The sequence below is a fragment of the Streptomyces pimonensis genome (assembly GCF_041380215.1).
Classification (GTDB): Bacteria; Actinomycetota; Actinomycetes; order Streptomycetales; family Streptomycetaceae; genus Streptomyces; species Streptomyces pimonensis.
Genome location: NZ_JAHWZY010000009.1, coordinates 43,815 through 69,918, shown reverse-complemented (window position 1 = coordinate 69,918; position 26,104 = coordinate 43,815). Strand labels below are relative to the sequence as shown.

Here is a 26,104-nt window from a genome sequence, read left to right as displayed (position 1 = left end):
GGGGCCGTTGCCCCGGCACTCTTTCGAGTGAGTCACGGCAGGGTTCTTATACCTGATCACAGCCATCTTCCAGGCGAAAAAGAGCCCGAACCCCCGGCATCGCCACCCGTTGAGCGGTAGGAAGGACCAGGCGCGTGAGCACCTGGCGTCACACTTCATGGACGGGCAGTAAGCGGGGCCAGCAGGGGTCGAGCAGGGGAGATACCGGGTGGGTCAGCCGGAGATGCAGCCCGAGGGTCGGCCTCAGGACGGGCGGGGCGAAGGGGCGGCCGGGCTGTGGCCGGGCGATCTGGAGGGGCGGGAGTTCCCGCTCGGGGACTGGGGCGAGCCGGCGGCCCGGCTGGACGAGCTGTACCGGTGGGTGGAGCGCGGCGCGCTGGACACGGCCGCCTGGTATCTCGCGGAGCGGCTGTGGAAGCGGAGGTGCGCGTGGGCGCTGCGGGCCGGGACGGCCGGGGGCGCGCTGACCGGGGCCGCGCTGCCGCTGCTCGATCTGACCGGGGTGGCCGACGGGGCCACGCCCTGGGGGTATCTGGCGCTGCTGCTCGGGGTGGCCTGTGTGGCCGGGGACCGGTTCTTCGGGGTGACGTCCGGCTGGATGCGGGACGTGGCGACCGCGCAGGCCGTGCAGCGGCGGCTGCGGGCCTTCCAGTTCGACTGGACGTCGGAGTGCGTGCGCGAGGTGCTCGGTCCGGCGGACGGCACGGCGAGCGAGGCGGCGGAGCGGTGCCTGTCGGTGCTGCGGCGGTTCTCGGAGGACGTCGCGGAGCTGGTGCGGGCCGAGACGGCCGACTGGATGGTGGAGTTCCGCACGGGCGGCGCGCCGCTGGGCATCCAGACGGCGGTGGCGGGCGCCGGGCGCCCGGAGGGGCCCCTCCCGCACGGCCGTTTCCCGTCCCCGCAGGGGCCGGCCCGCCCCAACATGCCGCGCCAGCGTCCGCCCGAGCCGCGCTGAACGGGCTCGTCACGGCGTGTTCCGTGCGCACAGCCCCATCCCCGCCGGGGTCCAGCACGGCAGGTGGCCGTGGGCGCGGATCACGTCCTGTCCGTTGCCGCGCGTGAGGTACGTCAGGAAACTCGACACCAGCGAGTCCGCCGGCGGCTGCCCGTAGGTGTAGGCGTACTCGATCTCCCGGTACGGGTAGGAGCTCGTCCCGTGCTCGATGGCGTCGACGGACGGGGCCTCGCCGTCGAGGTTCAGCCGGTGCAGGCCCTTCGCCCGGGAGGCGCCGGCGTGTTCGCTGTAGCCGATCGCGCCGGGGATGTCGGCGACGGTCTTCAACACCTGCTCGGTGGAGTCGAGTTCGCAGCGGATGACGGGGGCGGTCGGGTCGTCCTTGTGCACGCAGTCGACGGAGGAGTGGGCGATCTCGCCCCGGCCCAGCACGCGGCGCTGGAAGACCTGTCTCGTACCCGAGTTGGCGTCCCGGCTGACGAGGTGGACCGCCAGGTCCGGGCCGCCGAGCTCGCTCCAGTTCGCGATCTCGCCCCGGTACAGCCGTCGTACGTCGGTCGTCGACAGGTCCCGCAGCCGCACGTCCTCGTTCACCACCAGCGCGAACACCGAGACCGCCACCCGGTTCTCGCGCAGTGCGGACAGCCCGCTCGGCTTGGGCCCGTCCGACAGGACCACCAACGGCGGCGAGCCGTTCTCCGCCTCCGCCCCGGCCGCCGCCAGGTCCCGTATCCCGGCCGCCGACCCGTGCGGGTCCACCCTGACGCGCGGGTCCTCGTCCGCGCAGTCCCGCTCGTACTTCTCCGCGACCTCCCGCAGCACCGGCGCGAACGCCGTCGATCCGGTGAGGGTCAGGGTGCCGCTCCGGCAGCCGATGGGGGGCGGGCTGTCGTCCTGGGCCACGACGATCACCGCCAGGGCCACCACGCAGAGCGTGAGCGTGATGGTGATCAGCCGGGCCGCCCGGCTGAACAGCGGGGCCTTGTCGTCCGGGGTGGCGCTCCGGTTGCGGTGCACGTCGCCCTCGCTGAGGTCGCCGCTCAGCTGGATCTCGTCGCCCACGCGACCGCCGGAGAGCAGCACCAGCAGCTTGTAGTAGGCACCCCGGTTCAGCGGGACGCACGGGAGGCGCAGGGTGCCGTCCTGGTAGCCGAAACCGCGTTCCCGGGTGAAGTGCTCGAGGAGGTGGCTGGTCTCCGAGGGCTGGGTGACCGAGACGCCGAGGATGGTGCGCTCCCTGAACTCCACGGTCAGGCCGTGGTTTCCCGGGCTCTGGTAGTCGTCGCGGCCGATGGCCTGCGAGCCGTCGTTCTCGATGCGCAGCAGCACCATGCTGGCGTGCGTCATCCCCGCCGCCGTGTCGAACCAGCCCTCCCGCCGGCTGGTGCGGCTCGACCGCTGGCCGTCGCCGATCGGTACGTCCAACTGCACCCGGTACCCGATCCGTTTGCGGCGCGGCACCCGCCGCTCGTACCAGACCATGACGGCGGAGGCGACCACACCGAGGATCGCCGTCGCCACGGCCACCAGGTTCTCCGCGCTCAGCCACTCCATCGTGCCGCCCCCGCCACTGCCCGCACGTCCGACCGGGCAGTCACCGTACGACCGTACGAAGCGATCGGCGGTGTCCGTCCGCGGGAGTTCTCCGAACGTTCAACGGCCGCGCCGGGTACGGGTGTCAGTCCCGCGTGTAGGTGAGCCGCTCTCCGTTGCCGGTGCTCACGCGCTGGAGGGAGCCGTCGGGAAGCAGGGTGATCTCGCTGGCGGAACCCGGGGTGCAGGCGCTGCGCGGCTGCCCGACCGTCACGGAGGACGGGCCGAGCTCCAGCCGGTCGCCGGAGCCGGCGGTGAGCCGGGCCTCGAAGACGCAGTGGTAGGTACCGCTCCCGGTGGGTCCGTCGGCGACGAGGGACATGACCGTGTCACCGATCTCGCCCTGCCTGAGGATCAGCCTGCGGACGTGCCGGCCGCTCGCGTTGTCGATGGTGGCGGACCAACGGCCCAGGTAGTCGGCGGGGACGGTCCCGTCCACGGGGGCGGAGGCGCCGGGCCGCCGCGTCTCGTCGTCCGGGGCGGTGGGAGCGGTGCTCGGGGGCGTGCTGCCGGGCGACGGGGGCGCGGTGGGGTCGCCGCCGGTGCGGTGGCCGACCTCCCCGCCGCTCATCAGCGCGTACACGGTGCCGCCGGCGGCGAGCGCGACGACCAGCGCGATCGTCACGAGCAACACGGTGGACCGGTTGTCCCGGCGCGGTTCGGGCGCCGCCCCGAACGGCGGCCCGTAGGGCGGGGTCCGGCCGGCGGCGTGCCCGCTGGAGGAGTAGCCGTACGCGGGCTGCTGGGGATGCCCGTACGGGCCCGGCGCCGGGGGCTGGGCGGGGGTGCTCTGCCCTGCCCCGGAGGCGGGCAGGTGATTCGCCCCCGGCTGCCCGGCCGGGAGCGGGGGGCCCGTGCCGACCGCGGGCGGCACGGCGGAGTCGTCGGCGGCCCGGGCGTGCTCGGGGGTGCCGGCGGGGTGCCCCGCCCCGGGCGGCACGGGCGCACCGGCGTGCGCCGCCCCCGGCGGCACGTGGTGCCCGCCGGGGGGCGGCACCGGATGCCCGGCCGCCGGTGCGGGAGCGGCCGTTCCGCCGGGACGCCCCGCACCACCGGCCGCACCGACGGAGCCACCCTGCCCGGCGACGGGCGCACCGGAGGACGCCCCGGGCGGCACCGGATGCCCGGCCGCCGGTGCGGGAGCGGCCGTTCCGCCGGGGCCACCGGGGCCACCGGGACCGCCGGGACGCCCTGCGGGACCGGCCGCTCCCACGGCACCGGCGGGGTCCTCCTGCGCGGGCGTGCCGGGTCCGGACGGCCCGAAGGGCCACCCTGCCGGCGCCGGAGCGGTGGCGGGGCCGGCCGGCCCGGGCGGGACCGGCGGCCAGGCGGTGGGAGGCGTGTCCGCCGGGGCGGGGGGCGCCGGGGTTTCCGGGTCCTCCGCGTCCAGGAGGCGGACCGCGTGGCGGCCGAGCTGGGCCACCAGGGCGCCCGGCAGCCAGGGGTCGCGGGAACGGCCGCCGACGACGGTGTCGTCCGCGCCGGTGCGTTGCAGGACCTGGTCCAGCGTGGGCCGCGCCGCCGGGTCCTTGCGCAGGCAGTCGCGTACGAGATCGGCGAGCCCCTCGGGTACCCGCTCCAGGTCGGGTTCCTCCTGGGCTATGCGGAACATCAGCGCGTGCACACCGCTGTCTGCGGTGCCGAACGGGAACGTGCCGGTCGCGGCGTAGGCGAGCACCGAGCCGAGGCAGAACACGTCGCAGGCCGGTGTGATGCGGTCGCCGCGCACCTGCTCGGGCGCCATGAAGCCGGGCGAGCCGACGAGCGCCCCGGTGCGGGTGAGCCCGCCGTCGGTCACCGTCTCCAGCGCCCGCGCGATCCCGAAGTCGATGACGCGCGGACCGTCGATGGTGACGAGCACGTTGGACGGCTTGAGGTCCCGGTGCACGATGCCGGCGGCGTGGATGTCCTTCAGCGCGTGCGCGAGACCGGCGGCGAGGATGCGCACCGAGCGCTCGGGCAGCGCCCCGTGGTCGTGCCCGACCACCTGCTGGAGACTGGGCCCGGCGACGTACCCGGTGGCGACCCATGGCACGGGCGCCTCCGTGTCCGCGTCGAGGACCGGCGCCGTCCAGTCGCCGCCGACCCGCCGCGCGGCATGCACCTCCTGGCGGAAGCGCGCCCGGAACTCCTCCTGCCGCGCCAGCTCCTCGCGGACCAGCTTCACGGCGACGGTGCGCCCCCGGTCGGAGCGGGCGAGGTAGACCTGTCCCATGCCGCCGACCCCGAGTCGGGCCAGCAGCCGGTACGCCCCGATTCCCTGTGGATCCCCGGGCCCGAGCCTGTCCATCACCGCGTCGCCTCCCCCCCCCCAACGAGCAACATCCCGAGGATAGTGCGGGGCCGGTACCCGGTGAGCTGGGCGACCCCTACGGTTCCGTAACAGGTGGTCCGAGGGTATCCAGCACCTTGGACAGGCGCTCCAGCGCCTGAACCGCCCGGGCGAGTTCCGCCTCCCCGTACGCCGCTCCGTACGCCTCCGCCAGCCGCTGCGCGAAGACCGCGTGGCCGGGGTCGATGCGGCTGATCGCCGCGCGGCCCTCCTCGGTCGGGGCGAGGAGTTTGGCGCGGCGGTGGGCCGGGGTGGGCCGGTACTCGGCGAGCCCCCGCTCCACCAGCAGATCGGCGACGCGCTGCACGCTCTGCCGGGTGATGCCCATGGCCCTGGCGATCCCGGAGACCGGCAGCGGCCCGCCGAGGACCGCGCCGAGCACCTGCCACCGGGCGGCGGTGAGTCCGGCGGGCCGGGCCAGCTCCTGTCCATCGCTCCCGTCGACACCCTGTCGCGGAAAGTCCTCCGCCGCAGACAGGCCGCCGATGTCGTCGGCCCACCGCCCGGGCCTACCCTCGGCGGCATGACCCCTCAGCCGAACCCCGAGGTCGGGGCCGCCGTCAAGGCCGCCGACCGTGCGCATGTGTTCCATTCCTGGTCCGCGCAGGAGCTCCTCGACCCGCTCGCCGTCGCCGGGGCGGAGGGGTCGTACTTCTGGGACTACGACGGCCGGCGCTACCTCGACTTCACCAGCGGACTCGTCTACACCAACATCGGCTACCAGCACCCGAAGGTCGTCGCCGCGATCCAGGAGCAGGCGGCGCGGATGACGACGTTCGCGCCCGCGTTCGCCGTCGAGGCACGCTCGGAGGCGGCGCGGCTGATCGCCGAGCGGACCCCGGGAGACCTGGACAAGATCTTCTTCACCAACGGCGGCGCCGACGCCGTGGAGCACGCCCTGCGCATGGCGCGGCTGCACACCGGCCGTCCCAAGGTGCTCTCCGCGTACCGCTCGTACCACGGCGGCACCCAGCAGGCGGTCAACGTCACCGGTGACCCGCGCCGCTGGGCCTCCGACAGCGGCACGGCCGGGGTGGTGCGCTTCTGGGCGCCGTTCCTGTACCGCTCCCGCTTCTACGCCGGGACCGAGGAGCAGGAGTGCGCGCGGGCGCTCGAGCACCTGGAGACGACGATCTCCTTCGAGGGGCCGTCGACCATCGCCGCGATCGTCCTCGAGACCGTTCCGGGGACGGCGGGCATCATGCCGCCGCCCGCCGGTTACCTCGCGGGCGTGCGCGAGTTCTGCGACAAGTACGGGATCGTCTTCGTCCTGGACGAGGTCATGGCCGGGTTCGGGCGTACCGGGAGGTGGTTCGCGGCGGACCTGTACGACGTCGTCCCGGACCTGATGACCTTCGCGAAGGGCGTGAACTCCGGGTACGTCCCGCTGGGCGGCGTCGCGATCTCCGGGGAGATCGCCGACACGTTCGGCAAGCGGCCCTACCCGGGCGGGCTGACGTACTCGGGGCACCCGCTGGCCTGCGCCGCCGCCGTCGCGACGATCGGCGTGATGGCGCAGGAGGGCGTCGTCGAGAACGCGGCGGCGCTCGGCGCCTCCGTCGTCGGCCCCGGGCTGCGGGAGCTGGCACAGCGGCACCCGAGCGTGGGCGAGGTCCGCGGGACCGGCATGTTCTGGGCGCTGGAACTGGTGCGCAGCCGGGAGACCCGGGAGCCGCTGGTGCCGTACAACGCGGCCGGTGAGGCGAACGCCCCGATGGCGGCCTTCGCCGCCGCCGCGAAGGAGGCCGGCGTCTGGCCCTTCGTGAACATGAACCGGACGCACGTGGTGCCGCCGTGCAACGCGAGCGAGGCGGAGCTGGAGGAGGGCCTGGCGGCGCTGGACGCGGCCCTGTCGGTGGCGGACCGCTACGTGGAGTAACCGCTCCGGAAGGCCGGCGCGAGCGGGCGCGAGGGGGCGCCCCCTCGCGCCCGCTCGAACACCCGGGCCCGTCCGAGCACGTAAGGTGGCGTGCCGGCACACATTCGCGTGCACATCACTCGAACGCGACGAGGGAGACGCCCCGACCATGCCCGGCTTCAGCGGCAGCGGCTCCGTGACCCGCAGCACCCTGCGGCAGCAGATCGCGGACGCGCTCCGTGACGAGGTGCTGGCCGGGCGGCTCCAGCCGGGGCAGGAGTTCACCGTCAAGGAGATCGCCGATCAGTACGGGGTGTCCGCGACCCCCGTCCGGGAGGCGCTGGTCGACCTGTCGGCCCAGGGACTGCTCGACGCCGACCAGCACCGGGGTTTCCGGGTGCACGAGTACTCCGTCGACGACTTCCGGGGCATGATCGAGGCCCGCACACTGGTGACCGACGGGATGTTCCACGCGCTGACCGACGGCCGCATGGCCCATCTCCGGCCGGACGCGCCCCCGGTCGCCGCCGCCCTCGCCGGGGTGCGCAGACGCGGCGAGGAGGCGCGGCGCGCGGCCCTCGCCGGGGAGGTCACCGTGCTGATCGGCTACGACCTGCGCTTCTGGCGCGAACTCGGGTCCGTGTTCGGCAATCCGTACCTCACCGACTTCCTGCACCGGCTGCGCGTGCGGGCGTGGATGTGCGTGGTGCAGCATCTGCGGCGGCTGCCCGATCCGCGCGGGCGCCTGTGGGCCGCGCACACCGATCTGGTCGATGCCCTGGTGGGCCGGGACGCCGATTCGGCCCGTGCGATCGTCGAGTCGTACGACGCGCACGCGCTCTCCCTCGTCGAAGGGCTGACGGGCGGTGGTGTGGGTAAGGGACCTGCACCGGGGTCCGCACAGGGGGAGCCGCCCGCGCCGGGCGCCGATACGCTTTCCTGACCACGCCGACCATCCCGACGACCGTGCTGTGTGAGGAGCCTTCTTTGGCCTGTGACCTGTGGCTGGTGCCGCTCGTCGACGTGTTGTGCCACACGCCCGACAACCCGTTCACCGAGGAACTCGCGCAGTACAACGCGGTGCTGGCCGAGGCGGGCCTGCCACCGGTACCGGTGTACCAGTACATGCCGGGGCTGACCGGCGAGGTCGCCCCGGTCGCGGGTTTCGACTACGCCGCGCTGCACTTCCTGCGGCGGGCGCACCTGCTCCAGGTGTGCGGACTGCCGGTCACGCCGGTGGACGAACTGGGCGGTGACTACGAGCAGTTGCTGGAGATGTTCGAGGCGACGGCCCAGCAGTCCCACCTGGTCTGGCACTACGACCACGCGGGCGCGTACGTCCCCGTCGACTTCCCGCGCCCCCTGGCCAACGACGAACTCCTCGCGGGCGGCGGACCTCTGGGCTCCTCCCACGCGCTGCTGCGGGAGCTGGAGACGGTGGCTCCGTCCATCGGCATCGACCCGATGAACCCCCCGCCGGCACCCGAACCCCCGCGCGGCCCCACCGAGTTGGAGGAGCCGGCCGTTCCGGCCCCGTACGACCCCAGCCCCTTCGCCCGTGAACGCCACGTCTGGCTGGGCCTGCACGCGGCGGCGACCCGGAGCCTGGCGCAGGGGTCGATGATCGTCTTCAGCTGAGGCTCACCGCGGCGCGGAGAGCCCCTTGCGCGGGTCCTCCGCGTTCGTCACCGGGGCCGTCCCGACCTCGGCGTCGACGTGCGCGAGGAACGGCCCGCCGACGGGCGGATTCCGCGAGCCGTCCCCGGGTCCGACGACGGACAGGCAGGTCCGCCGGCCACCGAGCGGACCGGAACGGGCGGCCTCGGGCTGCGGCCGCCCCGGGGTCGCCTCCATCGGCTCGGGCGTCCTCCCGCTGCGGACGACCTCGTTCGTCCTCCCGTGCCGGGCGTCGCCTCGGGCATCACACGCATCGCGCCCGCCCTCTTCCCCGTCGACGCGCGCACTGATCCTCAGGACGCGCCGCCTCCACCAGCACCCCTGTCGGGGGGCGCCGGTGGAGGCGGGGAGGCAAGGTGTCCCGAAAACGTCCTACAGGAACGAGTTGATCTGGATCGTCTCGTCGCGGCCCGGTCCCACGCCGATCGCGGAGATCGGGGCGCCGGACATCTCCTCCAGGGCCTTGACGTAGGCCTGGGCGTTCTTCGGGAGGTCGGAGAAGGACTTCGCCTTGCTGATGTCCTCGCTCCAGCCCGGCAGCATCTCGTAGACCGGCTTCGCGTGGTGGAAGTCGGTCTGCGAGTACGGCAGCTCCTCGACCCGCCTGCCGTCGATCTCGTACGCCACGCAGACCGGGATCTGCTCCCAGCCGGTGAGGACGTCGAGCTTGGTGAGGAAGAAGTCGGTGAGGCCGTTGACGCGAGTGGCGTAGCGGGCGATCACCGCGTCGAACCAGCCGCAGCGGCGGTCACGGCCGGTGGTGACACCGCGCTCACCGCCGATGCGGCGCAGCGCCTCGCCGTCCTCGTCGAACAGCTCCGTCGGGAACGGTCCGGCGCCGACGCGGGTCGTGTACGCCTTCAGGATGCCGATGACCCGGCTGATCTTCGTCGGACCCACGCCGGCGCCCGTGCAGGCGCCGCCCGCGGTCGGGTTGGACGAGGTGACGAAGGGGTACGTGCCGTGGTCGATGTCGAGCAGCGTGCCCTGGCCGCCCTCGAAGAGGACCACCTTGTCCTGCTCCAGCGCCTGGTTCAGCACCAGCACCGTGTCGGCGACGTACGGGGCGAGCTCGTCCGCGTAGCCCAGCAGCTCCTCGACCACCTGCTCCACGGCGATCGCGCGCCGGTTGTAGAACTTGGTGAGCATCTGGTTCTTGACGTCGAGGGCCGCTTCGACCTTCTGGGTGAGGATCGACTCGTCGTACAGGTCCTGGACGCGGATGCCGACGCGGTTGATCTTGTCGGCGTAGGTCGGGCCGATGCCCCGGCCCGTGGTGCCGATCTTGCGCTTGCCGAGGAAGCGCTCGCTCACCTTGTCCACCGTCACGTTGTACGACGTGATGATGTGCGCGTTTCCGCTGATCAGGAGCTTGGACGTGTCGACGCCTCGCTCGTTCAGACCGCTCAGCTCGGAGAGCAGGACCGACGGGTCGACGACGACGCCGTTGCCGATGACCGGCGTGCAGCCGGGAGAAAGGATTCCGGAAGGGAGCAGGTGGAGGGCGTACTTCTGATCACCCACGACTACCGTGTGGCCGGCGTTGTTGCCGCCCTGGTAGCGCACCACATAGTCGACGGAACCACCGAGCAGGTCCGTCGCCTTTCCCTTGCCTTCGTCACCCCACTGAGCACCGAGCAGCACAAGTGCGGGCACGCGCGTACACCCCTTCCGGGCGGGGCATGTCCAAGGTCAGGGGCGCACACGGAGGATCACCGCCGCGTGCACCGCGACCACCGTTGGCCGCCAACCGTCGGACCGGATGCCCCGGAATAGACGAAGCCCCTGGCGCAATAGCGCAAGGGGCTCTTGCACAAAGATGCTACCCGAGGAAGCGAGGCATGGCCGAGGTGGCGACTTCCAGGACCTTCTCCGCGACGTCCGATCAGCTCCTGGTGGTCATCGACCCGGTCGCCCGGCGGACGGACGGCGAGTCCGTCCGGATCGCCAAGGACGTGATCGGCGCGGGTGCGGCGAGTGCCAAGGTGTGCCTGCCGGACGGGCCGGAGGAGTTCGCCCGGGCACTGGCGCGGCGCGGGTCGCGGCGGCCGGTGGTGATCGGCGACGACCGGGCCCTGGCGCGGGCGGTGACGCTGCTGCACCGGCAGCGGGAACTGGCCGACTGCGCCCTGTCCCTGGTGCCGGTGGGGGGCGCGGTCTCCCTCGCCCGGTCGCTGGGGGTGCCCACGGGGGCGGTGGCGGCGGCGCGGGCCGTGCTGGACGGGGCCGAGCGCCGGATGGACCTGCTGGTGGACGACAGCGACGGGGTGGTGCTCGGCGCGCTGCGGATCCCGCCGCTCGGCGGCACGGCACGGGTGCGGGAGGCGGACGGCGGGGCGGGGCGTCCGTGGCTGCGGACGTGCCGGTCGCTGGTACGGACCCTGGTGCCGGCGCGGCCGTCCGGTTCCGTCTCCGCGCCGGAAGCGGGGCCGACGAGGCTGCGGGTGGAGGTCGACGGGGAGATGCTCGTCGACCTGGGGCAGCCGGTGGAGGGCGTCTCGGTCGTGCCCGGTGCCTCCGGGACGGCCCAGATCGAGGTGCGCCCGGCGTCGGTGGGGGCGGAGGCGTCCCCGCTGCTGGCGGAGGGGCGGACGGTGACCGTGTCGGGCGCGCACTTCCGCTATCGCGCGGACGCGGTGGTGTCGGGACCGGTGGGGACGCGGACGTGGGTGGTGCGGGAGGGGGCTTGGGGGCTCACGGTGCCGGCGCGGTAGCGACCGCTTCAGGGGGCCTCGAACTCGGTGGGTCCTGTACGCAGCCGGGCGGGGCGGGAAACGGACCGGCCACCACCCGGCGCAGCGGATCGGCCACTCCTTCCCGAACCGCTCCGCCCGATGCGCCCGCCGGCGCCCCATCATCGCCTCGACCTCCTTCTCCATGAACTCAAGGTCCGTCTCACCGCCGACGGCGGCCAGGTCGGCACCGTGGTTCGCGAACTCACCGAGCTCGGAGTCCGCAGCCTGATCGGTCACCCGCCGACGCTGGAGGAACTGATGCTGCGGCACTACGGCGACGAGCACGCCGCCAACGGGCACGGCGCCGGGCAGGACACGGACGGGGAGCCGCGATGACCTCCGCGACCGCCGCCCCCGGCACCCGGACGCCCACCACACCGGCCGCGGGCGGCAACGCGCTGGCCGGAACCCGGACGCTGGTCCGCTTCGCCCTGCGCCGGGACCGGGTCCGGCTCCCGGTGCGGCTGCTGGCCCTGTTCCTCGGCACGCTCACGACGGCCAACAGCCTCGGGACGCTGTACCGCGCGACCCGCAGGACCGGGCGAACGCCGTCGGGAGCGTGGACAGCCCGGCCGGCCTGGCCATGCGGCCTGGATCGTGCCGGTGTACGCCTTCGTGGTCGGCTCCCTCGGCCAGATCCTCCGGTTCCCGGACTGGATGAACAACCTCTCCCCGTTCGGCCACGTCCCCCGGCTTCCCGCCGTGGACATGGCCTGGACGCCGCTGTTCCTGCTGACCCTCGTCGCCGCCGGCCTGGTGTGGCTGGGACTGGCGGGCTTCCGTCGGCGGGACCTCGAGTCGAAGTAGCCGCGCCCGGTCGTCCGGGTCCCCGCTCGACGGAACGTGCGCCAGCGGACAGGGACCGCACGGGGCGCGGGGCCGGCACGGCGGGGGCCGGCGGTTCAGACCTCGACCGCCAGCCCCTCCAGTCCCCTGATCACGAAGTTCGGCTTCCTCCTCGGCTCCGCCGCGAGCCGCAGCCCCGGCGCCCTCTCCAGCAGGGCCGTCATGGAGGCCGCCAGCTCGATACGGGCCAGCGGGGCGCCGATGCAGTAGTGGAGGCCGGCGCTGAAGGAGATGTGCGGGTTGTCGCGGCGGGTGAGGTCCAGGCGCTCCGGGTCGGCGAAGACGGCCGGGTCGTGGTTGGCGGAGCCGAAGAGCATCGCGATCTCCGCGCCCCTCGGGATCACCTGGCCGTCGATCTCGATCTCGTCGAGGACCCAGCGTTCGAAGAGCTGGAGCGGGGTGTCGTAGCGCATCAGCTCCTCGACGGCGGAGGGGACCAGGGAGTGGTCCGCACGCAGGGCGGCGAGCTGGCCGGGGTTGCGGAACAGGGCCCACCAGCCGTTGACCGTGGAGTTCACGGTGGCCTCGTGGCCGGCGTTCAGCAGCAGCACGCAGGTGGAGATCATCTCCTGCTCGGTGAGCCGGTCGTCGTCCTCGTCGTGGGCGGCGATCAGACCCGAGATCAGGTCGTCGCCGGGGCTCTCGCGACGCTCGGCGATCAGGCCGCGCAGATAGTCCGAGAACTCGACCGACGCCCGGACCGCCTTCGCCGCCGTCTCCTCCGGCGGGTTCAGCTCGTACATCCCGCAGATCTCCGCCGACCAGGGACGCAGCGGCGCCCGGTCGGACTCCGGGATGCCCAGCATCTCGGCGATCACCGCGACCGGCAGCGGCTCGGCGACGTCCTTGAGCAGGTCGCCGCCGCCCGCCTCGACCAGCGCGGACACCAGGTCCTCCGCGAGACGCGTGACGTACGGCCCCAGGCGCTCCACCGTGCGCGGGGTGAACGCCTTCGACACCAGGCGGCGGATGCGGGTGTGGTCCGGCGGTTCGAGGTCGAGCATGCCGTGGTCGTTGAGGGTGTGGAACGGCTCGTGCTCCGGCGGCGGGGCGGTGCGGCCGAACTCCTCGTGGGTGAAGCGGTGCCGGTACGTCCGTCCCAGGCGCCGGTCGCGCAGCAGGGCCGAGACGTCCGCGTGGTGCGCGACCAGCCACTGGTCCGTCGGCTCGAAGTACCGCACCCGGCCCTGTTCCCGCAGCTCGGCGTAGGCGGGGTACGGGTCGGCGACGAACGCGGGGTCCCACGGGTCGAACGCGAGGCGGGGAAGGGCTGTCATGGACGGACGGTAGTCCGGCTCCCCGCGCCCTGACCAGGGTCAGCCGGGGGTGACCAGTCGCGCCTCGTACGCGAACACCGCCGCCTGGGTGCGGTCGCGCAGGCCCAGTTTCACCAGGATGCGGCTGACGTGCGTCTTGATCGTGGACTCGGCGACCACCAGCCGCCCGGCGATCTCCATGTTCGACAGGCCCTGCGCGATCAGCACCAGCACCTCCGTCTCCCGCTCGGTGAGGTCGCCGTACGCCGCCTGCGCGGACGGCATCAGGCGCGGGGTCCCGGACATCTTGGAGAACTCCGTGATCAGGCGTTTGGTCACCGTGGGGGCGAGCAGGGCCTCGCCGGACGCGACGACCCGTACGCCGTCGGCGAGCTGGCGGGCCGAGGCGTCCTTGAGGAGGAAGCCGGAGGCGCCCGCGCGCAGCGCCTGGTAGACGTACTCGTCGAGGTCGAAGGTGGTCAGCACCAGCACCTTCGCCGCGCCGTCGGCGGCGACGATCTCCCGGGTCGCCTCGATGCCGTTCAGCTCGGGCATGCGGATGTCCATGAGGACGACATCGGGGGCGAGTTCACGGACCCGCTCCACCGCCTCCCGGCCGTTGACGGCCTCACCGACGACCTCGATGTCGGGCATCGCGTTCAGCAGGACGGAGAAGCCCTCGCGCACCATCATCTGGTCGTCCGCGATCAGGACCCGGATGGTCATGCGTCACCCTCGTGCACCGTGACGACCGGCAGGAACACGGCCACCTCGTAACCTCCGTCGTCCATCGGGCCGGCCGTCATCTCGCCGCCCAGCATGGTGACCCGCTCGCGCATGCCGGTGATGCCGTGGCCGGCGCCGGGCGAGGGCTTGACCAGGCTCGGCGCGGGCGCCGGGCCGTTGACGACGCGTACGCCGAGGCCGCCGAGGACGTACCCGATCTCGACGCGGGCGCTCGCGCCGGGCGCGTGCCGCAGACTGTTGCTCAGCGCCTCCTGCACGATCCGGTACGCCGACAGCTCCACCCCCTGCGGCAGCTCCCGCACCGCGCCGGTCACCACCTTCTCCACCTCGAGGCCGGCGTCGCGCACGTTGACGAGCAGGGCGTCCAGGTCGGCGAGGGTGGGCTGCGGGGCGTCCGGGGCCTCGTAGTCCTCGGCGCGGACCACGCCGAGGATGCGGCGCAGCTCGGTGAGGGCGGCCACCGCGTTCTCCCGGATGGTGGCGAAGGCGCGCTCCAGCTCCGGTGGCGGGTCCTCCACCCGGTAGGGCGCGGCCTCGGCCTGGATGGCGACCACCGACATGTGGTGGGCCACCACGTCGTGCAGCTCGCGGGCGATGGTGGTGCGCTCCTCCAGCAGCGTGCGCCGGGAGCGTTCGTGCGCGGTGACGGTCTGCTGGGCGGTCACCTCCTGCTCGGCGGTGCGGCGGACGTGCCACAGACAGACCACGAGCAGGGCGAACGCGGACGTCACCATCATGGGCGCGCTGTTGGTGGAGTAGTACGACCCGCCGAGGACGCCGTCCGAGAGGAAGGCGTACGCGGCGGTCATCACCCACATCCAGGCGGCGGTGCGGGGCCGGGTGCGCAGCGCCACGACGACCAGCACCGCCAGGTGGCAGACGAACGCGCCGAGCATCCACGGCCAGTCGCTCTGACCGCTCTTGATCAGCGCGACCACCGGGGTCACCGCGAGGGACAACCAGAACGCACCGACCGGCCGGACCAGCGTGGTGAGCACCGGGAGCGCACACAGCAGGCCGATCAGCAGGGCCATCACGTCCCCGCCGGGCATACCGCTCGACACCGCGCCGGCCATCAGGGCGATCAGCGCCATCGCCCCCACCACCGCGTGCGGGAGGTGCCGCGCGGCCGACCGCAGCCGGGCGGGCAGCCGGCGGACGAACGGGCCGTCCGTGCGCCGGGGCGGCAGCGGGCGGTAGGCGAAGGGGTCGTGAAACAGGTCCTGGCGCAGTCCCCGCAGGGAGTTTTGGGCCACCTGGTACTCCGGGCTGCGGGCCCCGGCCCCGGCCCCGCGCGGGGCGGCCGGGGGCTGCTGGTGCGTCGTCTCGGTCACGCTCACACGGTAGGCCGACCGGGTGGTCGCGGTCGTCCCCGCTGAGAGGGGTTCCCGGGCGTCCGTCTCAGGTACTACGCGGGTCACGGAAGCGTGCGGGGAGGGGGCCGGGAGGTGGGCCTCGGCCTGGTGGCCCGGCCGGTCCAGGGGCCGGCCGTCGGCCTGCCGCCCGGTATGACCGCGCGTTCCCGCATGCCGAGCAGCCCGTGCCCGGCCCCGACACGGCGCGCCCCTCGCGTTCGCCCACCATGGTGGTCGCGCCTCGCCCCTCCGCCCGGCCGACGGGCCTACCGGAAGGGGAAGTCACGAGGCGTCGCAGGCAACCCGCGTCCCGCCGGGGGACTCACCCGCAAGGTGGCTCCCAGGCATCACGGTCACGACCGAACAGACCCTCGAGGGGATTGTTCACCAGGCGAGTTGAGCGATCTCCTCCGCCACCACCGCACACGCGTCCGCCCCCGGATCGATCAGCGGGAAGTGCCCGACGTCCTCCAGCAACGTCACCCCCACCACCTCCCCCGCCTCCGCCGCCGCCCGCGCGTACGCCTCGGCGACCGCCTGCGGAACCACGGTGTCGGTACGCCCCTGCACCAGAGTGGTGGCGATCCCGGTGGGCAGCAGCAGCCCGGGGTCGGCATGCGGCCGGCGCCCGGCGAAGTGTTCGTCGCCGCCCAGCAGTTGCCGCACCGCGCCCTCGCACACATCCAGCTTGTCGGCGACCTCGAAGTCCGCGATCGGCGCGAGGGCGACCACACCGCGCAGCGGCGCGGGCCCGTCCGTGCGCCAGGCGGAGCCCGCCGGCAGGACGTGCCGCGCGGCGGCCCACAGCGCCAGGTGCCCGCCCGCCGAGTGCCCGGTGAGCACGATCCGGCGCGGGTCGGCCCGCGGCACACGCTCCCGCACCAGCCCCGGCAGCACGTCCATCGCGGCGGCGACGTCGTCGAAGGTGTCGGGCCACCGCCCCGCGACCGGATCGCCACCACCCGGCTCCCCCGCCCCGCGCCGGTACTCGACACTGGCCACGGCGAAGCCCCGCCCGGCCAGGAAGGCCGCGAACGGGCTGATGTGCCGCCGGTCGTACGGCGTGCGCCAGGCGCCGCCGTGCAGCACGGCCACCACCGGCGCGGGCCCGCCCGCCCCGCGCGGCGCGTAGAAGTCGATCAGCTGGTCCGGGTGGTCGCCATAGGCCGCCGTGGCGTCCGGAGCCGCGGGCGGGCGGGAGAGGGCCGACTTCTCCTCGGCGGCGGCCCGGGCGGCCGCGGCGTCGTCCGTCATCGCTCCAACCTCTCAGTGACAGAACACGGGTGACGGACCGGCGGGAACGCGGCCGTTCGGCCGGGACGGTATCAGCACGTCCACCTGCCCCGACATGGGGATGTCACGCTCGGTCAGCGGGACCGGGGGCGGCGGCCCGTACGACGTCGCCGCCCCCCGGCCCGCCTACGCCAGCACCTCCGCCAGCACCCGCGCCGCCCGCTCCACGTCCGCGAAGCCGACGTACAGCGGGGTGAAGCCGAAGCGGAGCACGTCCGGCCGGCGGAAGTCGCCGACCACCCCCCGCTCGATCAGCCGCTCCATCACGTCCCCGGCGTCCGGGCAGCGCAGGGCGACCTGGCTGCCCCGCTCCCCGTGCGCACGCGGTGTCACGCACTCCACCCGGCCCCCGGGGACGTACTCCTCGACGCACTCCAGGAAGAAGTCCGTCAGCGCGAGGGACTTGGCGCGCACCGCGTCGACCGTCACCCCGTCCCAGACCTCCAGGGCCGCCTCCAGGGCGAGCATGGAGAGGATGTCCGGGGTGCCGACCCGTCCGCGCACCGCGCCCGCCGCCGGTTCGTACGCGGGGCTCATCCCGAAGGGCTCGGCGTGCGAGTTCCACCCCGGCAGCGGCGACTCGAAGCGGTCCTGCAGATCCGCGCGCACATACAGGAACGCCGGCGCACCGGGACCGCCGTTCAGGTACTTGTAGGTGCAGCCGACCGCCAGGTCCACGCCGTGCTCGTCCAGGCCCACCGGCAGCGCGCCCGCGCTGTGGCACAGGTCCCAGACCACGTGCGCCCCCGCCGCGTGCACGGCGGCCGTCAGCGACGGCAGGTCGTGCAGCCGGCCGGTGCGGTAGTCGACGTGGTTGAGCAGCACGGCGGCCGTACGGTCCCCGAGCGCGGCAGGGACCTCGGACGGGGGCACCGGACGCAGCGTGCAGCCGGTCATCCGGGCCGCCGACCCGGCGATGTAGCCGTCCGTGGGGAAGGTGGTGGCGTCGACCACGACCTCGTCCCGCTCCGGACCCCCGCCGTCCGTCAGCCGCGCCAGCCGCACCGCTCCCACCAGCGCCTTGAAGACGTTGACACTGGTCGAGTCGCCGACCACGACCTGTCCGGCCGCCGCGCCGACCAGCGGCGCGATCCGGTCGCCGATCCGTTCCGGCGCCGTCCACCAGCCGCCCTCGGTCCAGGACCGGATGCGCAGCTCGCCCCACTGCCGGCGCACCACGTCCTCGATCCGGCCGGGGACGGTGGCGGGCAGCGCGCCCAGCGAGTTGCCGTCGAGGTAGACGACGTCGTCGAGGACGAACTCGCCCCGCTTCGCGGCCAGTGCGTCGGCCCCGTCGAGCTTCTCCGCCTTCGACCTCAACTCAGACATACGACCTCGCCGTCCACAGCTCGGGGAACACGCTCTTCTGCGCCCGCTTCTCCAGCCAGGCCACCCCGGCGGAGCCGCCCGTGCCGGTCTTGGCGCCCATCGCGCGGCGGGTGGCGACCAGGTGGTCGTTGCGCCAGCGCCACACCAGCTCGGCGACATCGGTCAGCGCCTCTCCGAGCCGGGCCACCTCGTCCCGCTCGTCACCCGCGTAGACGGCCGTCCAGACCGCCTCCACCTCCGCCGACGGCTCGTACTTCCGCGTCACGTCGCGCCGCAGCACCTCGTCCGGGACCGCGTGCCCGCGCCGGGCGAGCAGCCGCAGCACCTCGTCGTACAGGCTCGGCTCGTGCAGCGCCTTCTCCAGCTCGGCGTGCACGCGCGGCGCGCCCCGGTGCGGGACCAGCATGGACGCGGACTTGTCGCCGAGCAGGAACTCCAGGCGCCGGTACATCGCCGACTGGAAGCCGGAGCCCTCACCGAGGGCGCCGCGGTAGGAGTTGAACTGCGCCGGGGTGAGCCCGCTCAGCGGCTTCCAGGAGGCGTTCAGCGCCTCCAGCTCCCGTACGGACCGCTTCAGCGCGTCGACCGCGGTCGGGACGTCGTCCTCGCGCAGCGCCTTCGCCGCGGTCTCCCACTCGTGGACGAGGACGGTGAACCACAGCTCCATGACCTGGGTGGTGACCAGGAAGACCATCTCTCCGGGATCGTCGGAGAGGAGGTGCTGCAGGTGGGTGAGGACGTCGGCCTTGACGTAGTCCTCGTAGGGGGTCGTCCCCTTGAAGTCGAGATGCGGGGTCTCGGGCTCGTGAGCCTCGTGGGACATCGCTGTCTCCTGTACGTGTACTCCGGGTAGCGGTCCGCCCCTGCCGTTACCGGCACGGGGGCCCCGGTCCCCACGGTGCATCCTGCGCAATCGTCCCCCACGACCGCAAGGCCCGCCCGTTCGCGGGCGGGCCCCGGAGACGTCACGGGTCAGCCCAGGACCTGGGCCGCCGTCGACGAGGAGTCCTTCAGGAACTGCGAGCAGCGCTCGTACTCCTCCTGCTCGCCGATCGCCTGCGCGGCGCGGGCGAGGGCGTGCAGGGCACGCAGGAAGCCGCGGTTCGGCTCGTGCTCCCACGGCACCGGTCCGTGGCCCTTCCAGCCGTTGCGGCGCAGCGCGTCCAGGCCGCGGTGGTAGCCCGTACGGGCGTACGCGTACGACTCCACGACACTGCCCCGCTCGAAGGCCTCGTCGGCCAGCCGGGCCCAGGCCAGCGAGGAGGTGGGGTACTTCGCGGCGACGTCGGTGGGTGTGCTGCCCGACGCGAGCAGTTCGCGCGGGCCCGGGTCGTCGGGGAGGTGAGTGGGGGGCGGGCCCCCCAGGAGGTTCTCGTGAATCGACATGGGTCCAGTCTCGTACATCAGCGGCCCCGCCCCGCGCCCCTCCCCCGGTTCCGTCCCCGCCTCCAGCGGGGGGGCACCGCCACGCTCCCGTGCCTGCGGCGCTCAGGGTGCCGTCGGCCCGGCGGTGAGCGGGACGCGCGGGCCGGACCGGTCGCTCGGCACCCCGCCGAGCAGGATCAGCCCGGCCGGCGTGACCATGCAGGCGTTGACGGTCCACTGCGGTGCGGTGAGGCCGGTGTCCAGCTCGCGGCCGAGGCGCGGGAGGGCGACGTCGACCACGGTGGAGCCGAGCAGGACCGTACCGGCCCCGAGGACCGTGGTGAGCAGGATCCACTTGCCCTGCGGGGAGAACGGCCGGACGTCGGGCGTGCGGCGGGCCCACGGAAGAGCCCGGCACCGCGGCGGGTGCCGGGCTCGCACCTCGGACGCGGGTTACTTGATACGGGTGCCGGTGGAGCGCAGGTTCTGGCAGGCCTCCACGACGCGGGCCGACATGGACGCCTCGGCCAGCTTGCCCCAGGTGCGCGGGTCGTAGGTCTTCTTGTCGCCGACCTCGCCGTCGACCTTCAGGACGCCGTCGTAGTTGCGGAACATGTGGTCGGCGACCGGACGCGTGAACGCGTACTGGGTGTCGGTGTCGATGTTCATCTTCACGACGCCGTTCTCCAGCGCGGTGAGGATCTCCTCCGGGGTGGAGCCGGAGCCGCCGTGGAAGACGAAGTCGAACGGCTGGGAGCCGGCCGGCTTGCCGTACTTGGCGGCGACACCCTCGTTGAGCTCCTTCAGCAGCTCGGGACGGAGGACGACGTTGCCCGGCTTGTACACGCCGTGCACGTTGCCGAAGGACGCGGCCAGCAGGTAGCGGCCCTTGTCGCCGAGGCCGAGGGCCTCCGCGGTGCGGACCGCGTCGTCGACCGTGGTGTAGAGGGAGTCGTTGATCTCGTGCGTGACACCGTCCTCCTCACCGCCGGTCGGGGTGATCTCGACCTCCAGGATGATCTTCGCGGCGCGGGTGCGCTCGAGGAGCTCCTGGGCGATGGAGAGGTTGTCGGCGAGGGTCTCCGCGGAGCCGTCCCACATGTGGGACTGGAACAGCGGGCTGCGGCCTGCCTTGACGCGCTCCTCGGACACCGCGAGCAGCGGACGGACGTACCCGTCGAGCTTGTCCTTCGGGCAGTGGTCCGTGTGCAGGGCGATGTTGACGTCGTACTTCTCGGCGACGATGTGCGCGAACTCGGCGAGCGCGACCGCGCCGGTCACCATCTCCTTCTTGTGCTGACCGCCCAGGAACTCGGCGCCGCCCGTCGAGATCTGGACGATGCCGTCGCTCTCCGCCTCGGCGAAGCCGCGCAGTGCCGCGTGCAGGGTCTGGGACGAGGTGACGTTGATGGCCGGGTAGGCGAACTTCTCCGCCTTCGCCCGGTCCAGCATCTCGTTGTAGACCTCGGGAGTTGCGATGGGCATCTGTCCGCTCCTTAAGCGTGCGGGTTGGCGTGCTGCGTACGGTCGGCCCTGACCTGGAACCTTGGATGCGACGTCATTGTCGGGGCCATCTTCCCAGACTTGCCCGTCCGGTCGACGGCGCAGGTCAAGTCGTTATGCGGGAGATGCGAGGGATGCAAGGAGGCCGGAAGGCCGGGGCGCCCGCAAGGCCGGGGCGCCCGGTGGACTCAGTCGAGGCCGAGCTCGTCCTTGGAGTAGGCGAACAGGTACGGCACCCCGGCGCCCTCCTGGATCTTCTCGGCGGCACCGGTCGCCCGGTCGACGATCGTCGCGACGGCCACGACCTGGGCGCCGGCCTCGCGCACGGCCTCGACGGCGGTCAGCGGGGAGCCGCCGGTGGTGGAGGTGTCCTCGACGACGAGCACGCGGCGGCCCTTGATCTCCGGGCCCTCGACGCGGCGCTGGAGCCCGTGCGCCTTGGCGGCCTTGCGCACGACGAAGGCGTCCAGCTTCCGGCCCCGTGCGGCGGCGGCGTGCAGCATGCTCGCCGCCACCGGGTCGGCGCCCATGGTCAGCCCGCCCACCGCGTCGAACTCCAGCTCCGCGGTCAGGTCCAGCAGTACCTGTCCGACCAGCGGGGCGGCCTCGCCGTCGAGGGTGATGCGGCGCAGGTCGACGTAGTAGTCGGCCTCCAGACCGGAGGAGAGGGTCACCTTGCCGTGCACCACGGCCTTGTCCTTGATCTGCTGCAGCAGCGCGCCGCGTACTTCGCTCATGGCAGCCAGCTTAGAGGCGCGTCCAGGTCCAGGTCGTCGACGCCTCCAGCGGCTCCAGCGGGGTGACCAGGCGCGGGTGGGTGTTCAGCCCGTTCGGCGGCCCGGTCTGCGGCTCGACGCACACGGCCTCGCGCTGCTCGTCGTAGACCACCACCCACTCCTCGCGGCTGGTCACCTTCAGCTCCAGTTGCCCCGGCCAGGTGAGGGTGACGTCGACGCCGCCGGGCATCCCGAAGCAGTCGTCCCACGGCCCGGGCTTCGGCTCGACGCGCCGCCCGGTCGGCAGGTGGTCCTCCCCGCGCTCCTCCTGCCAGGCGGGCGCGAAGTCGATCGTCACGTCCTCCCCGCCGAGGTTCCGGTTGAACCAGGGGTGCCAGCCGATCTGCGCCGGGAAGGACGACTCGTACGTCTCCACGCTCATCGTCAGCGTCAGGCAGTCCCCGGTCAGCGCGATCTGCTGGGTGACGCGCCCGGAGTACGGCCAGGGCTCGACGAGGTCGTACGTGAGCACGGCCTCGTCGGCGCCCTCGCGGGCGGTGCGCCAGGCGGCGTCGCGGGCGGTGCCGTGGATGGCGTTCGGCGGGGCGTTGAGCGGCATCTGCCGCACGGCCGCGCCGTCCCGGAACCGCCCGTCACGGATCCGTCCGCACCAGGGAACCATCGGGAAGCACCCGAACCGCTCCCCCTGCCGCAGCAGTTCGACGCCCCCGACCCGCAGTCCTCCGACCCGCCCGCCGTTCCCCGGCAGCACGGTCGCCTCCGCGTCACCCGCGGTCAGCGTGATGTCTCCGTTACTCACGCGACGACCCTACTGGGACGATCAAGAGGACGTCGCCGCAGCGACTCCCCGCCGCGACCGCGGGCAGTCGCGCCGCTGTGGCGGCACGGGTGGGTGCGACGGCATCCCGCGGACGCCGCGGGCCGTGCCACACCCCCGCGCCCGACGGCAACAGCTCAGCGGCGCTTACGGAACGCCCTGATCGCGACGACCACCGAGGCCACCGCCAGGGCCGCCGCCGGCGCGGCCCACCGCAGGGGCGTGACGGAGGCGACGGTCTGCGGAGCGGGAACGGGCGCGTAGCGGCCGCGCGGCGGCGCGTGGTCCACCTCCTCGGCGCTGCGTCCGATCATCGTCCGCCGGGCGTGCGCCGCCTCGGCGACGGAGTCGTCGTCCTCCTCGTGGGAGGACGACGGGACCTCCTCGTCGAGGACGGACGGGACGTCCACGTCCGGGGCCGACGACGGGACGTCGTCCGCGTCCGGGGCCGGCGGCGGGGCGTCGTCCGCGTCCGGGGTGGTGTCGAAGTCGGTGGTGGCCCTGGGTTCGAAGTCCCCCGCGGACAACAGCTCGGGCGACTCCGGACCGGAGGCCCGCTCCGCCGCGTCGGCGCCCAGGCTCTCCGCGAAGCGGTCCAGCAGGCGGGAGACCGCCGAGGCCACCGCGTCCGCCGGGAACTGCGTGACCCGGCCGTCGGCCGCCGCCGTGCCCTCGACCGTGAGGGTGGTGCCGCCCTCCGCGTCCCGCAGGCGCAGCCGCAGCGCGAGCTTCACCGATCCGCTGCCGCGGACCTCCGCCGCATCGCCCTCGACGGCGTAGGAGCCGTCGTCCCGCGCGGACACCCGTACGGCGCCCCGGTAGGTGACGGAGTGGCCGCCCACCCGGACCTTCAACCGGCCGGCGACGGGATCCGCGTCGGCGTCGTGCTGGAGCCCGGGCACCGCCCGGGCGACCCGCGCGGGGTCGTCCAGCACCTCCCTGAGCCGCTCCACCTCGACCGGAACGAACACCTCGTGCTCCATGACTGCCGAGCCTACCCACGCGACACCGGACTGCACCCCCGCCGGCGGGAAGTCACGGCGCGTCGGCGCGGAACGTAGGAGGGGGCTCAGCCGGTGTACCGGGGGTGCACCAGTGTGGACGGCGGCAGACCGGTGACCCGGGTACGCTCCGCCGCCCGGACGTCCGCCGCGAGGGAGGCGTCGGTGAGCGTGCGCGGACGCGGCCCGGCGGGGTCGAGGCGCGGCTCGGGGAGGCGGCGGGCGGCCAGGACGAACCCCCAGTCGCGGTGGGTGTGGGCGGTGGCCGTGGCGCCCCGGTCGGGTCCGGCGGCGAAACCGGTCCGCCGGCCGCTCACCCGGTACGCGGCGGTACGCAGCCCCGCCGCGCGGAGCGTCGAGTCCACCGTCCAGAAGTCGCGGGGACGGGACGCCACCGCGCCCCCGTGCACCACGAGCCGCCCGTCGGGCGCCAGCACCCGCCGGGCCAGCCCGTAGAACTCCTGCGCGTACAGCTTGGTGCTCGCGGTGATCCCGGGGTGCGGCAGGTCCGAGACGACGACGTCGTACGCCGTCGGGGGCGCCCCGCGCAGCCAGTCGAAGGCGTCCGCGGTAATCACCCGCACGCGCGGGTCGTCGAGGGCGCGCACGTTCAGCGCGGACAGCGCCGGGTCGCGGCGGGCCAGCCGCACCAGGCCCGCGTCGATCTCTACGACGTCGACCCGGCGCACGCCGGTGTGGCGCAGCACCTCGCGCACGGCCAGCCCGTCACCACCGCCGAGGACCAGCACCCGGGTGTGCGGTCCGTACATCGCGGGGTGCACCAGCGCCTCGTGGTACCGGAGTTCGTCCCGGCCGCTGACCCGCAGCCGCCCGTCGAGGAACAGGTTCAGGGGCCGCCCGTCCCGCCCGCCGGTGAGCAGCACCTCCTGGACGTCCGTCCGCAGGGCCACGCGTACCTCGGAGCCGTACAGGGCGTGCCGGGCGGCCCGCTCGAAGTCGTCGACGAGGACGGTGGCCGTGGCGAGGGCGACGAGCACGCACACGTTGACGGCGATCAGCAGCCTGCGGGCGCGCCGCGTGAGGTCCTGCCGGAACAGCCCGAGCACCAGCGCCCCGCCGACGACCGCGTTGACCGCGCCGGTGATCAGCGCGCCGGTCAGCTGACCGAGCAGCGGCAGCAGGAGGAAGGGGAAGGCGAGCCCGCCGACCAGCGCGCCCACGTAGTCGGCGGCGGACAGGTCGGCCACCGCGCCCCCCGCGTCCTGTCGGCGGATCCGCTGGATCAGCTCCATCAGCAGCGGCACCTCGGCGCCGATCAGCAGCCCGGTGGCCAGGGAGAAGGTGACCAGCAGCGCACGCGGGCCGCTCGCCCACGCGCCTCCCCAGTCACCCGTCCAGGCGAACACGGCGTACAGCGCCATCGCACTGCACCCGCCGACGAGGGCCAGGGCCGCCTCGACGGTGCCGAACCCGGCCGCCGCGTGCCGCCGCAGCCGTTTCGCGGCCAGGGACCCGATGCCCATCGCGAAGATCATCACGGACAGCACGACGGAGGTCTGGGCGACCGAGTCACCCATCAGGTACGTCGCCAACGCGACCAGTTCCAGCTCGTACACGAGTCCGCAGGCCGCGCAGACGAACACGCCCGCGAGTACCAGGAACCGTCCCGTGCCCTGCCGTACCGGCAGCCGCAGTGCGCTCCTCGCCTCGCCGACGGGGCCGCCCGGACCGTCCCAGGACTGCGCGGAGCCGGGCGGTGCGGGGGCCTGCGGTTCGATCACCCCAGCGACGTTACGTCACGTCCCCACCGCGCAACGTCACCCACACGTGTGGTCTTTGTTTGCGCTTGCCCGATATTGGTATGAGCAATGGCTCCCTCTGCCCCTCGCCCGGGCCTCACACCGTCGCCCTCGCCCGCACCCCCGCCTTCGTCCGCGTCGCCACCAGCTGCCCGTCCTGCGGATAGGCGTGCCAGGTCCGCCAGTGCACCTGGCCCTCGTGGTACTGGGCGAGCATCGCCGTGAACGCGTGCGGACTTCCGGGGAAGACCCCGACGAGGCCCTGCGGGTGGTCGGAGACCAGGGCCAGCAACTCCTGGGCGCGGCCCGCGAAGGACCCCGGGGAGAGCACCTCCACCCGGGCGGCGAACTCGTACTCCCAGTCGTCCACCCGCTTGGCCACGCCCAGCGGAAGCGGCGTGCTGCTGCCCGGAATACACGCCACCGTCTCCGAGCAAAGGCCCCGCTCCTCTTCGAGCAGCACCTGGTGGGACGCGCCGAGCAGCCTCAACTGAACCTTTCTTCCGGCCAGTTCGAGATCCAGTGCGGCCAGCGCGGGGAGCGGCTCGCGTCCCAGCGTCCAGGCCAGGTCGGCCGCACGCGTGTCGGAGTAGGCGGTGTTCAGGGTCGTGAGCATGGATCGGCTCCGCAAGCACACAAGGAGAGGGAGAGAGGGGGTCCGCGCACCCCGGTCGCACCGGGGAACTCGGCCCGCCAGCCCGGTCACCCGGCCGGGAGAAGGGTCCGCGGGGATTCCGAGGGCTGCGTCGGTGATTTATAGGCAATCATGAATTGTGGTGCCACGCAGCGTTTTTACCCAACTTCATAGGCTTTCCATCCGCTGGGGGGCTCCCCAGCTCACCTGTTCAACTCCGGCGCACGCCCCGAGGTGACGGCGTACGCCGGTGCGCCGCGTCCCGGAACGGCACAGCGGGGCCCGCCCAAGGCGCGGACCCCGCTGTCGCG

23 protein-coding genes and 3 pseudogenes are annotated in these 26,104 nt (G+C 73.5%); 7 read left to right on the top strand and 19 right to left on the bottom strand.

Features of this window, described 5'->3' with window-relative positions:
- Nucleotides 1-208: 208 nt before the first annotated feature.
- Nucleotides 209-955 carry an SLATT domain-containing protein gene (locus tag KYY02_RS11645; RefSeq protein WP_371237824.1) on the top strand — a complete coding sequence of 249 codons (747 nt, stop codon included), beginning with the start codon at nt 209-211 and terminating at the stop codon, nt 953-955.
- Between the two features lie 9 nt (nt 956-964).
- Here KYY02_RS11645 and KYY02_RS11640 read toward each other — a convergent pair whose 3' ends face one another.
- The 3 genes from KYY02_RS11640 to KYY02_RS11630 form a co-directional block, all read right to left on the bottom strand.
- Nucleotides 965-2,509: a substrate-binding domain-containing protein gene (locus tag KYY02_RS11640; RefSeq protein WP_371237823.1), complete on the bottom strand. Its 1,545-nt coding sequence runs from the start codon at nt 2,507-2,509 to the stop codon at nt 965-967.
- Between the two features lie 124 nt (nt 2,510-2,633).
- The gene (locus KYY02_RS11635) at nt 2,634-4,838 is read right to left on the bottom strand and encodes a serine/threonine-protein kinase (RefSeq protein WP_371237822.1); all 2,205 of its coding nucleotides are present in this window, start codon (nt 4,836-4,838) and stop codon (nt 2,634-2,636) included.
- Between the two features lie 79 nt (nt 4,839-4,917).
- Entirely contained in the window at nt 4,918-5,472 is a 555-nt protein-coding gene (locus KYY02_RS11630; protein WP_371237821.1) for a MarR family winged helix-turn-helix transcriptional regulator, read from the bottom strand.
- Here KYY02_RS11630 and KYY02_RS11625 point away from each other — a divergent pair.
- The 3 genes from KYY02_RS11625 to KYY02_RS11615 all read left to right on the top strand — a co-directional run bounded on the left by KYY02_RS11625 (nt 5,404) and on the right by KYY02_RS11615 (nt 8,376).
- Nucleotides 5,404-6,759 carry an aspartate aminotransferase family protein gene (locus tag KYY02_RS11625; RefSeq protein WP_371237820.1) on the top strand — a complete coding sequence of 452 codons (1,356 nt, stop codon included), beginning with the start codon at nt 5,404-5,406 and terminating at the stop codon, nt 6,757-6,759. The two genes, KYY02_RS11630 and KYY02_RS11625, sit on opposite strands and share 69 nt — an antisense overlap.
- 148 nt (nt 6,760-6,907) lie before the next feature.
- Nucleotides 6,908-7,681: a GntR family transcriptional regulator gene (locus KYY02_RS11620; RefSeq protein ID WP_371237819.1), complete on the top strand. Its 774-nt coding sequence runs from the start codon at nt 6,908-6,910 to the stop codon at nt 7,679-7,681.
- 44 nt (nt 7,682-7,725) lie between these two features.
- Entirely contained in the window at nt 7,726-8,376 is a 651-nt protein-coding gene (locus tag KYY02_RS11615; RefSeq protein ID WP_371237818.1) for a putative DNA-mimic protein, read from the top strand.
- 3 nt (nt 8,377-8,379) lie between these two features.
- Here the strand turns inward: KYY02_RS11615 and KYY02_RS11610 are convergent, their stop codons facing one another.
- On the bottom strand, nt 8,380-8,592 hold the full coding sequence (locus tag KYY02_RS11610) for a hypothetical protein (RefSeq protein ID WP_371237817.1): 213 nt from the start codon (nt 8,590-8,592) through the stop codon (nt 8,380-8,382).
- Nucleotides 8,593-8,787: 195 nt separating this feature from the next.
- Nucleotides 8,788-10,071: an adenylosuccinate synthase gene (locus KYY02_RS11605; protein ID WP_371237816.1), complete on the bottom strand. Its 1,284-nt coding sequence runs from the start codon at nt 10,069-10,071 to the stop codon at nt 8,788-8,790.
- Nucleotides 10,072-10,256: 185 nt separating this feature from the next.
- Here KYY02_RS11605 and KYY02_RS11600 point away from each other — a divergent pair, with 185 nt between their 5' ends.
- The 3 genes and pseudogenes from KYY02_RS11600 to KYY02_RS11590 form a co-directional block, all read left to right on the top strand.
- Complete coding sequence (locus KYY02_RS11600) at nt 10,257-11,129, top strand: diacylglycerol kinase family protein (RefSeq protein WP_371237815.1); 873 nt, start codon at nt 10,257-10,259, stop codon at nt 11,127-11,129.
- A gap of 183 nt (nt 11,130-11,312) precedes the next feature.
- Nucleotides 11,313-11,486, top strand: a pseudogene (locus tag KYY02_RS11595) (ABC transporter ATP-binding protein); the annotation flags it as partial.
- Between the two features lie 237 nt (nt 11,487-11,723).
- A pseudogene (locus tag KYY02_RS11590) lies at nt 11,724-11,957 on the top strand (efflux permease Rv1217c-related protein); the annotation flags it as partial.
- 95 nt (nt 11,958-12,052) lie between these two features.
- Here the strand turns inward: KYY02_RS11590 and KYY02_RS11585 are convergent.
- From KYY02_RS11585 to KYY02_RS11520, 14 genes and pseudogenes are all read right to left on the bottom strand, one after another.
- Nucleotides 12,053-13,273: a cytochrome P450 gene (locus KYY02_RS11585; protein WP_371237814.1), complete on the bottom strand. Its 1,221-nt coding sequence runs from the start codon at nt 13,271-13,273 to the stop codon at nt 12,053-12,055.
- Between the two features lie 39 nt (nt 13,274-13,312).
- Nucleotides 13,313-13,978, bottom strand: coding sequence for a response regulator (locus KYY02_RS11580; RefSeq protein WP_371237813.1), 666 nt, complete (start codon nt 13,976-13,978; stop codon nt 13,313-13,315).
- A complete protein-coding gene (locus tag KYY02_RS11575) occupies nt 13,975-15,333 on the bottom strand; it encodes a sensor histidine kinase (RefSeq protein ID WP_371237812.1) in 1,359 nt (452 codons plus the stop codon). The genes KYY02_RS11580 and KYY02_RS11575 overlap by 4 nt, the downstream gene beginning before the upstream one ends.
- A 405-nt stretch (nt 15,334-15,738) precedes the next feature.
- Nucleotides 15,739-16,608 carry an alpha/beta hydrolase gene (locus KYY02_RS11570; RefSeq protein WP_371237811.1) on the bottom strand — a complete coding sequence of 290 codons (870 nt, stop codon included), beginning with the start codon at nt 16,606-16,608 and terminating at the stop codon, nt 15,739-15,741.
- A gap of 165 nt (nt 16,609-16,773) precedes the next feature.
- Nucleotides 16,774-17,976, bottom strand: a complete 1,203-nt coding sequence (gene kynU, locus KYY02_RS11565) for a kynureninase (protein WP_371237810.1) — start codon at nt 17,974-17,976, stop codon at nt 16,774-16,776.
- Nucleotides 17,969-18,799, bottom strand: a complete 831-nt coding sequence (locus KYY02_RS11560; protein ID WP_371237809.1) for a tryptophan 2,3-dioxygenase family protein — start codon at nt 18,797-18,799, stop codon at nt 17,969-17,971. Before KYY02_RS11560 ends, kynU begins: the two co-directional genes overlap by 8 nt.
- Before the next feature lie 149 nt (nt 18,800-18,948).
- A complete protein-coding gene (locus KYY02_RS11555; RefSeq protein WP_371237808.1) occupies nt 18,949-19,362 on the bottom strand; it encodes a DUF3151 domain-containing protein in 414 nt (137 codons plus the stop codon).
- Between the two features lie 117 nt (nt 19,363-19,479).
- Nucleotides 19,480-19,782 (bottom strand): annotated as a pseudogene (locus tag KYY02_RS11550) (hypothetical protein); the annotation flags it as partial.
- A 12-nt stretch (nt 19,783-19,794) separates the two neighbouring features.
- Nucleotides 19,795-20,826, bottom strand: coding sequence for a class II fructose-bisphosphate aldolase (fbaA, locus tag KYY02_RS11545; protein ID WP_371237807.1), 1,032 nt, complete (start codon nt 20,824-20,826; stop codon nt 19,795-19,797).
- A gap of 206 nt (nt 20,827-21,032) precedes the next feature.
- Nucleotides 21,033-21,581, bottom strand: coding sequence for an orotate phosphoribosyltransferase (pyrE, locus tag KYY02_RS11540; protein WP_371237806.1), 549 nt, complete (start codon nt 21,579-21,581; stop codon nt 21,033-21,035).
- A 10-nt stretch (nt 21,582-21,591) separates the two neighbouring features.
- Complete coding sequence (locus KYY02_RS11535; RefSeq protein WP_371237805.1) at nt 21,592-22,380, bottom strand: aldose epimerase family protein; 789 nt, start codon at nt 22,378-22,380, stop codon at nt 21,592-21,594.
- Nucleotides 22,381-22,535: 155 nt separating this feature from the next.
- Complete coding sequence (locus KYY02_RS11530; RefSeq protein ID WP_371237804.1) at nt 22,536-23,381, bottom strand: SRPBCC domain-containing protein; 846 nt, start codon at nt 23,379-23,381, stop codon at nt 22,536-22,538.
- Between the two features lie 86 nt (nt 23,382-23,467).
- Nucleotides 23,468-25,141 (bottom strand): polyamine aminopropyltransferase, encoded by a 1,674-nt coding sequence (locus KYY02_RS11525; RefSeq protein ID WP_371237801.1) that lies wholly within the window; start codon nt 25,139-25,141, stop codon nt 23,468-23,470.
- A gap of 115 nt (nt 25,142-25,256) precedes the next feature.
- Nucleotides 25,257-25,775 carry a DUF2617 family protein gene (locus KYY02_RS11520; RefSeq protein WP_371237798.1) on the bottom strand — a complete coding sequence of 173 codons (519 nt, stop codon included), beginning with the start codon at nt 25,773-25,775 and terminating at the stop codon, nt 25,257-25,259.
- Between the last annotated feature and the right edge of the window lie 329 nt (nt 25,776-26,104).

What these genes read in the sequence shown, in the direction of transcription:
- KYY02_RS11640 (WP_371237823.1), bottom strand. Translation starts at nt 2,509, where the DNA reads ATGGAGTGGCTGAGCGCGGAGAACCTGGTGGCCGTGGCGACGGCGATC.
- KYY02_RS11635 (WP_371237822.1), bottom strand. Translation starts at nt 4,838, where the DNA reads ATGGACAGGCTCGGGCCCGGGGATCCACAGGGAATCGGGGCGTACCGG.
- KYY02_RS11625 (WP_371237820.1), top strand. Translation starts at nt 5,404, where the DNA reads ATGACCCCTCAGCCGAACCCCGAGGTCGGGGCCGCCGTCAAGGCCGCC.
- KYY02_RS11630 (WP_371237821.1), bottom strand. Translation starts at nt 5,472, where the DNA reads ATGGAACACATGCGCACGGTCGGCGGCCTTGACGGCGGCCCCGACCTC.
- KYY02_RS11620 (WP_371237819.1), top strand. Translation starts at nt 6,908, where the DNA reads ATGCCCGGCTTCAGCGGCAGCGGCTCCGTGACCCGCAGCACCCTGCGG.
- KYY02_RS11610 (WP_371237817.1), bottom strand. Translation starts at nt 8,592, where the DNA reads ATGGAGGCGACCCCGGGGCGGCCGCAGCCCGAGGCCGCCCGTTCCGGT.
- KYY02_RS11600 (WP_371237815.1), top strand. Translation starts at nt 10,257, where the DNA reads ATGGCCGAGGTGGCGACTTCCAGGACCTTCTCCGCGACGTCCGATCAG.
- KYY02_RS11585 (WP_371237814.1), bottom strand. Translation starts at nt 13,273, where the DNA reads ATGACAGCCCTTCCCCGCCTCGCGTTCGACCCGTGGGACCCCGCGTTC.
- KYY02_RS11580 (WP_371237813.1), bottom strand. Translation starts at nt 13,978, where the DNA reads ATGACCATCCGGGTCCTGATCGCGGACGACCAGATGATGGTGCGCGAG.
- KYY02_RS11570 (WP_371237811.1), bottom strand. Translation starts at nt 16,608, where the DNA reads ATGACGGACGACGCCGCGGCCGCCCGGGCCGCCGCCGAGGAGAAGTCG.
- kynU (WP_371237810.1), bottom strand. Translation starts at nt 17,976, where the DNA reads ATGTCTGAGTTGAGGTCGAAGGCGGAGAAGCTCGACGGGGCCGACGCA.
- KYY02_RS11560 (WP_371237809.1), bottom strand. Translation starts at nt 18,799, where the DNA reads ATGTCCCACGAGGCTCACGAGCCCGAGACCCCGCATCTCGACTTCAAG.
- KYY02_RS11555 (WP_371237808.1), bottom strand. Translation starts at nt 19,362, where the DNA reads ATGTCGATTCACGAGAACCTCCTGGGGGGCCCGCCCCCCACTCACCTC.
- fbaA (WP_371237807.1), bottom strand. Translation starts at nt 20,826, where the DNA reads ATGCCCATCGCAACTCCCGAGGTCTACAACGAGATGCTGGACCGGGCG.
- pyrE (WP_371237806.1), bottom strand. Translation starts at nt 21,581, where the DNA reads ATGAGCGAAGTACGCGGCGCGCTGCTGCAGCAGATCAAGGACAAGGCC.
- KYY02_RS11530 (WP_371237804.1), bottom strand. Translation starts at nt 23,381, where the DNA reads ATGGAGCACGAGGTGTTCGTTCCGGTCGAGGTGGAGCGGCTCAGGGAG.
- KYY02_RS11520 (WP_371237798.1), bottom strand. Translation starts at nt 25,775, where the DNA reads ATGCTCACGACCCTGAACACCGCCTACTCCGACACGCGTGCGGCCGAC.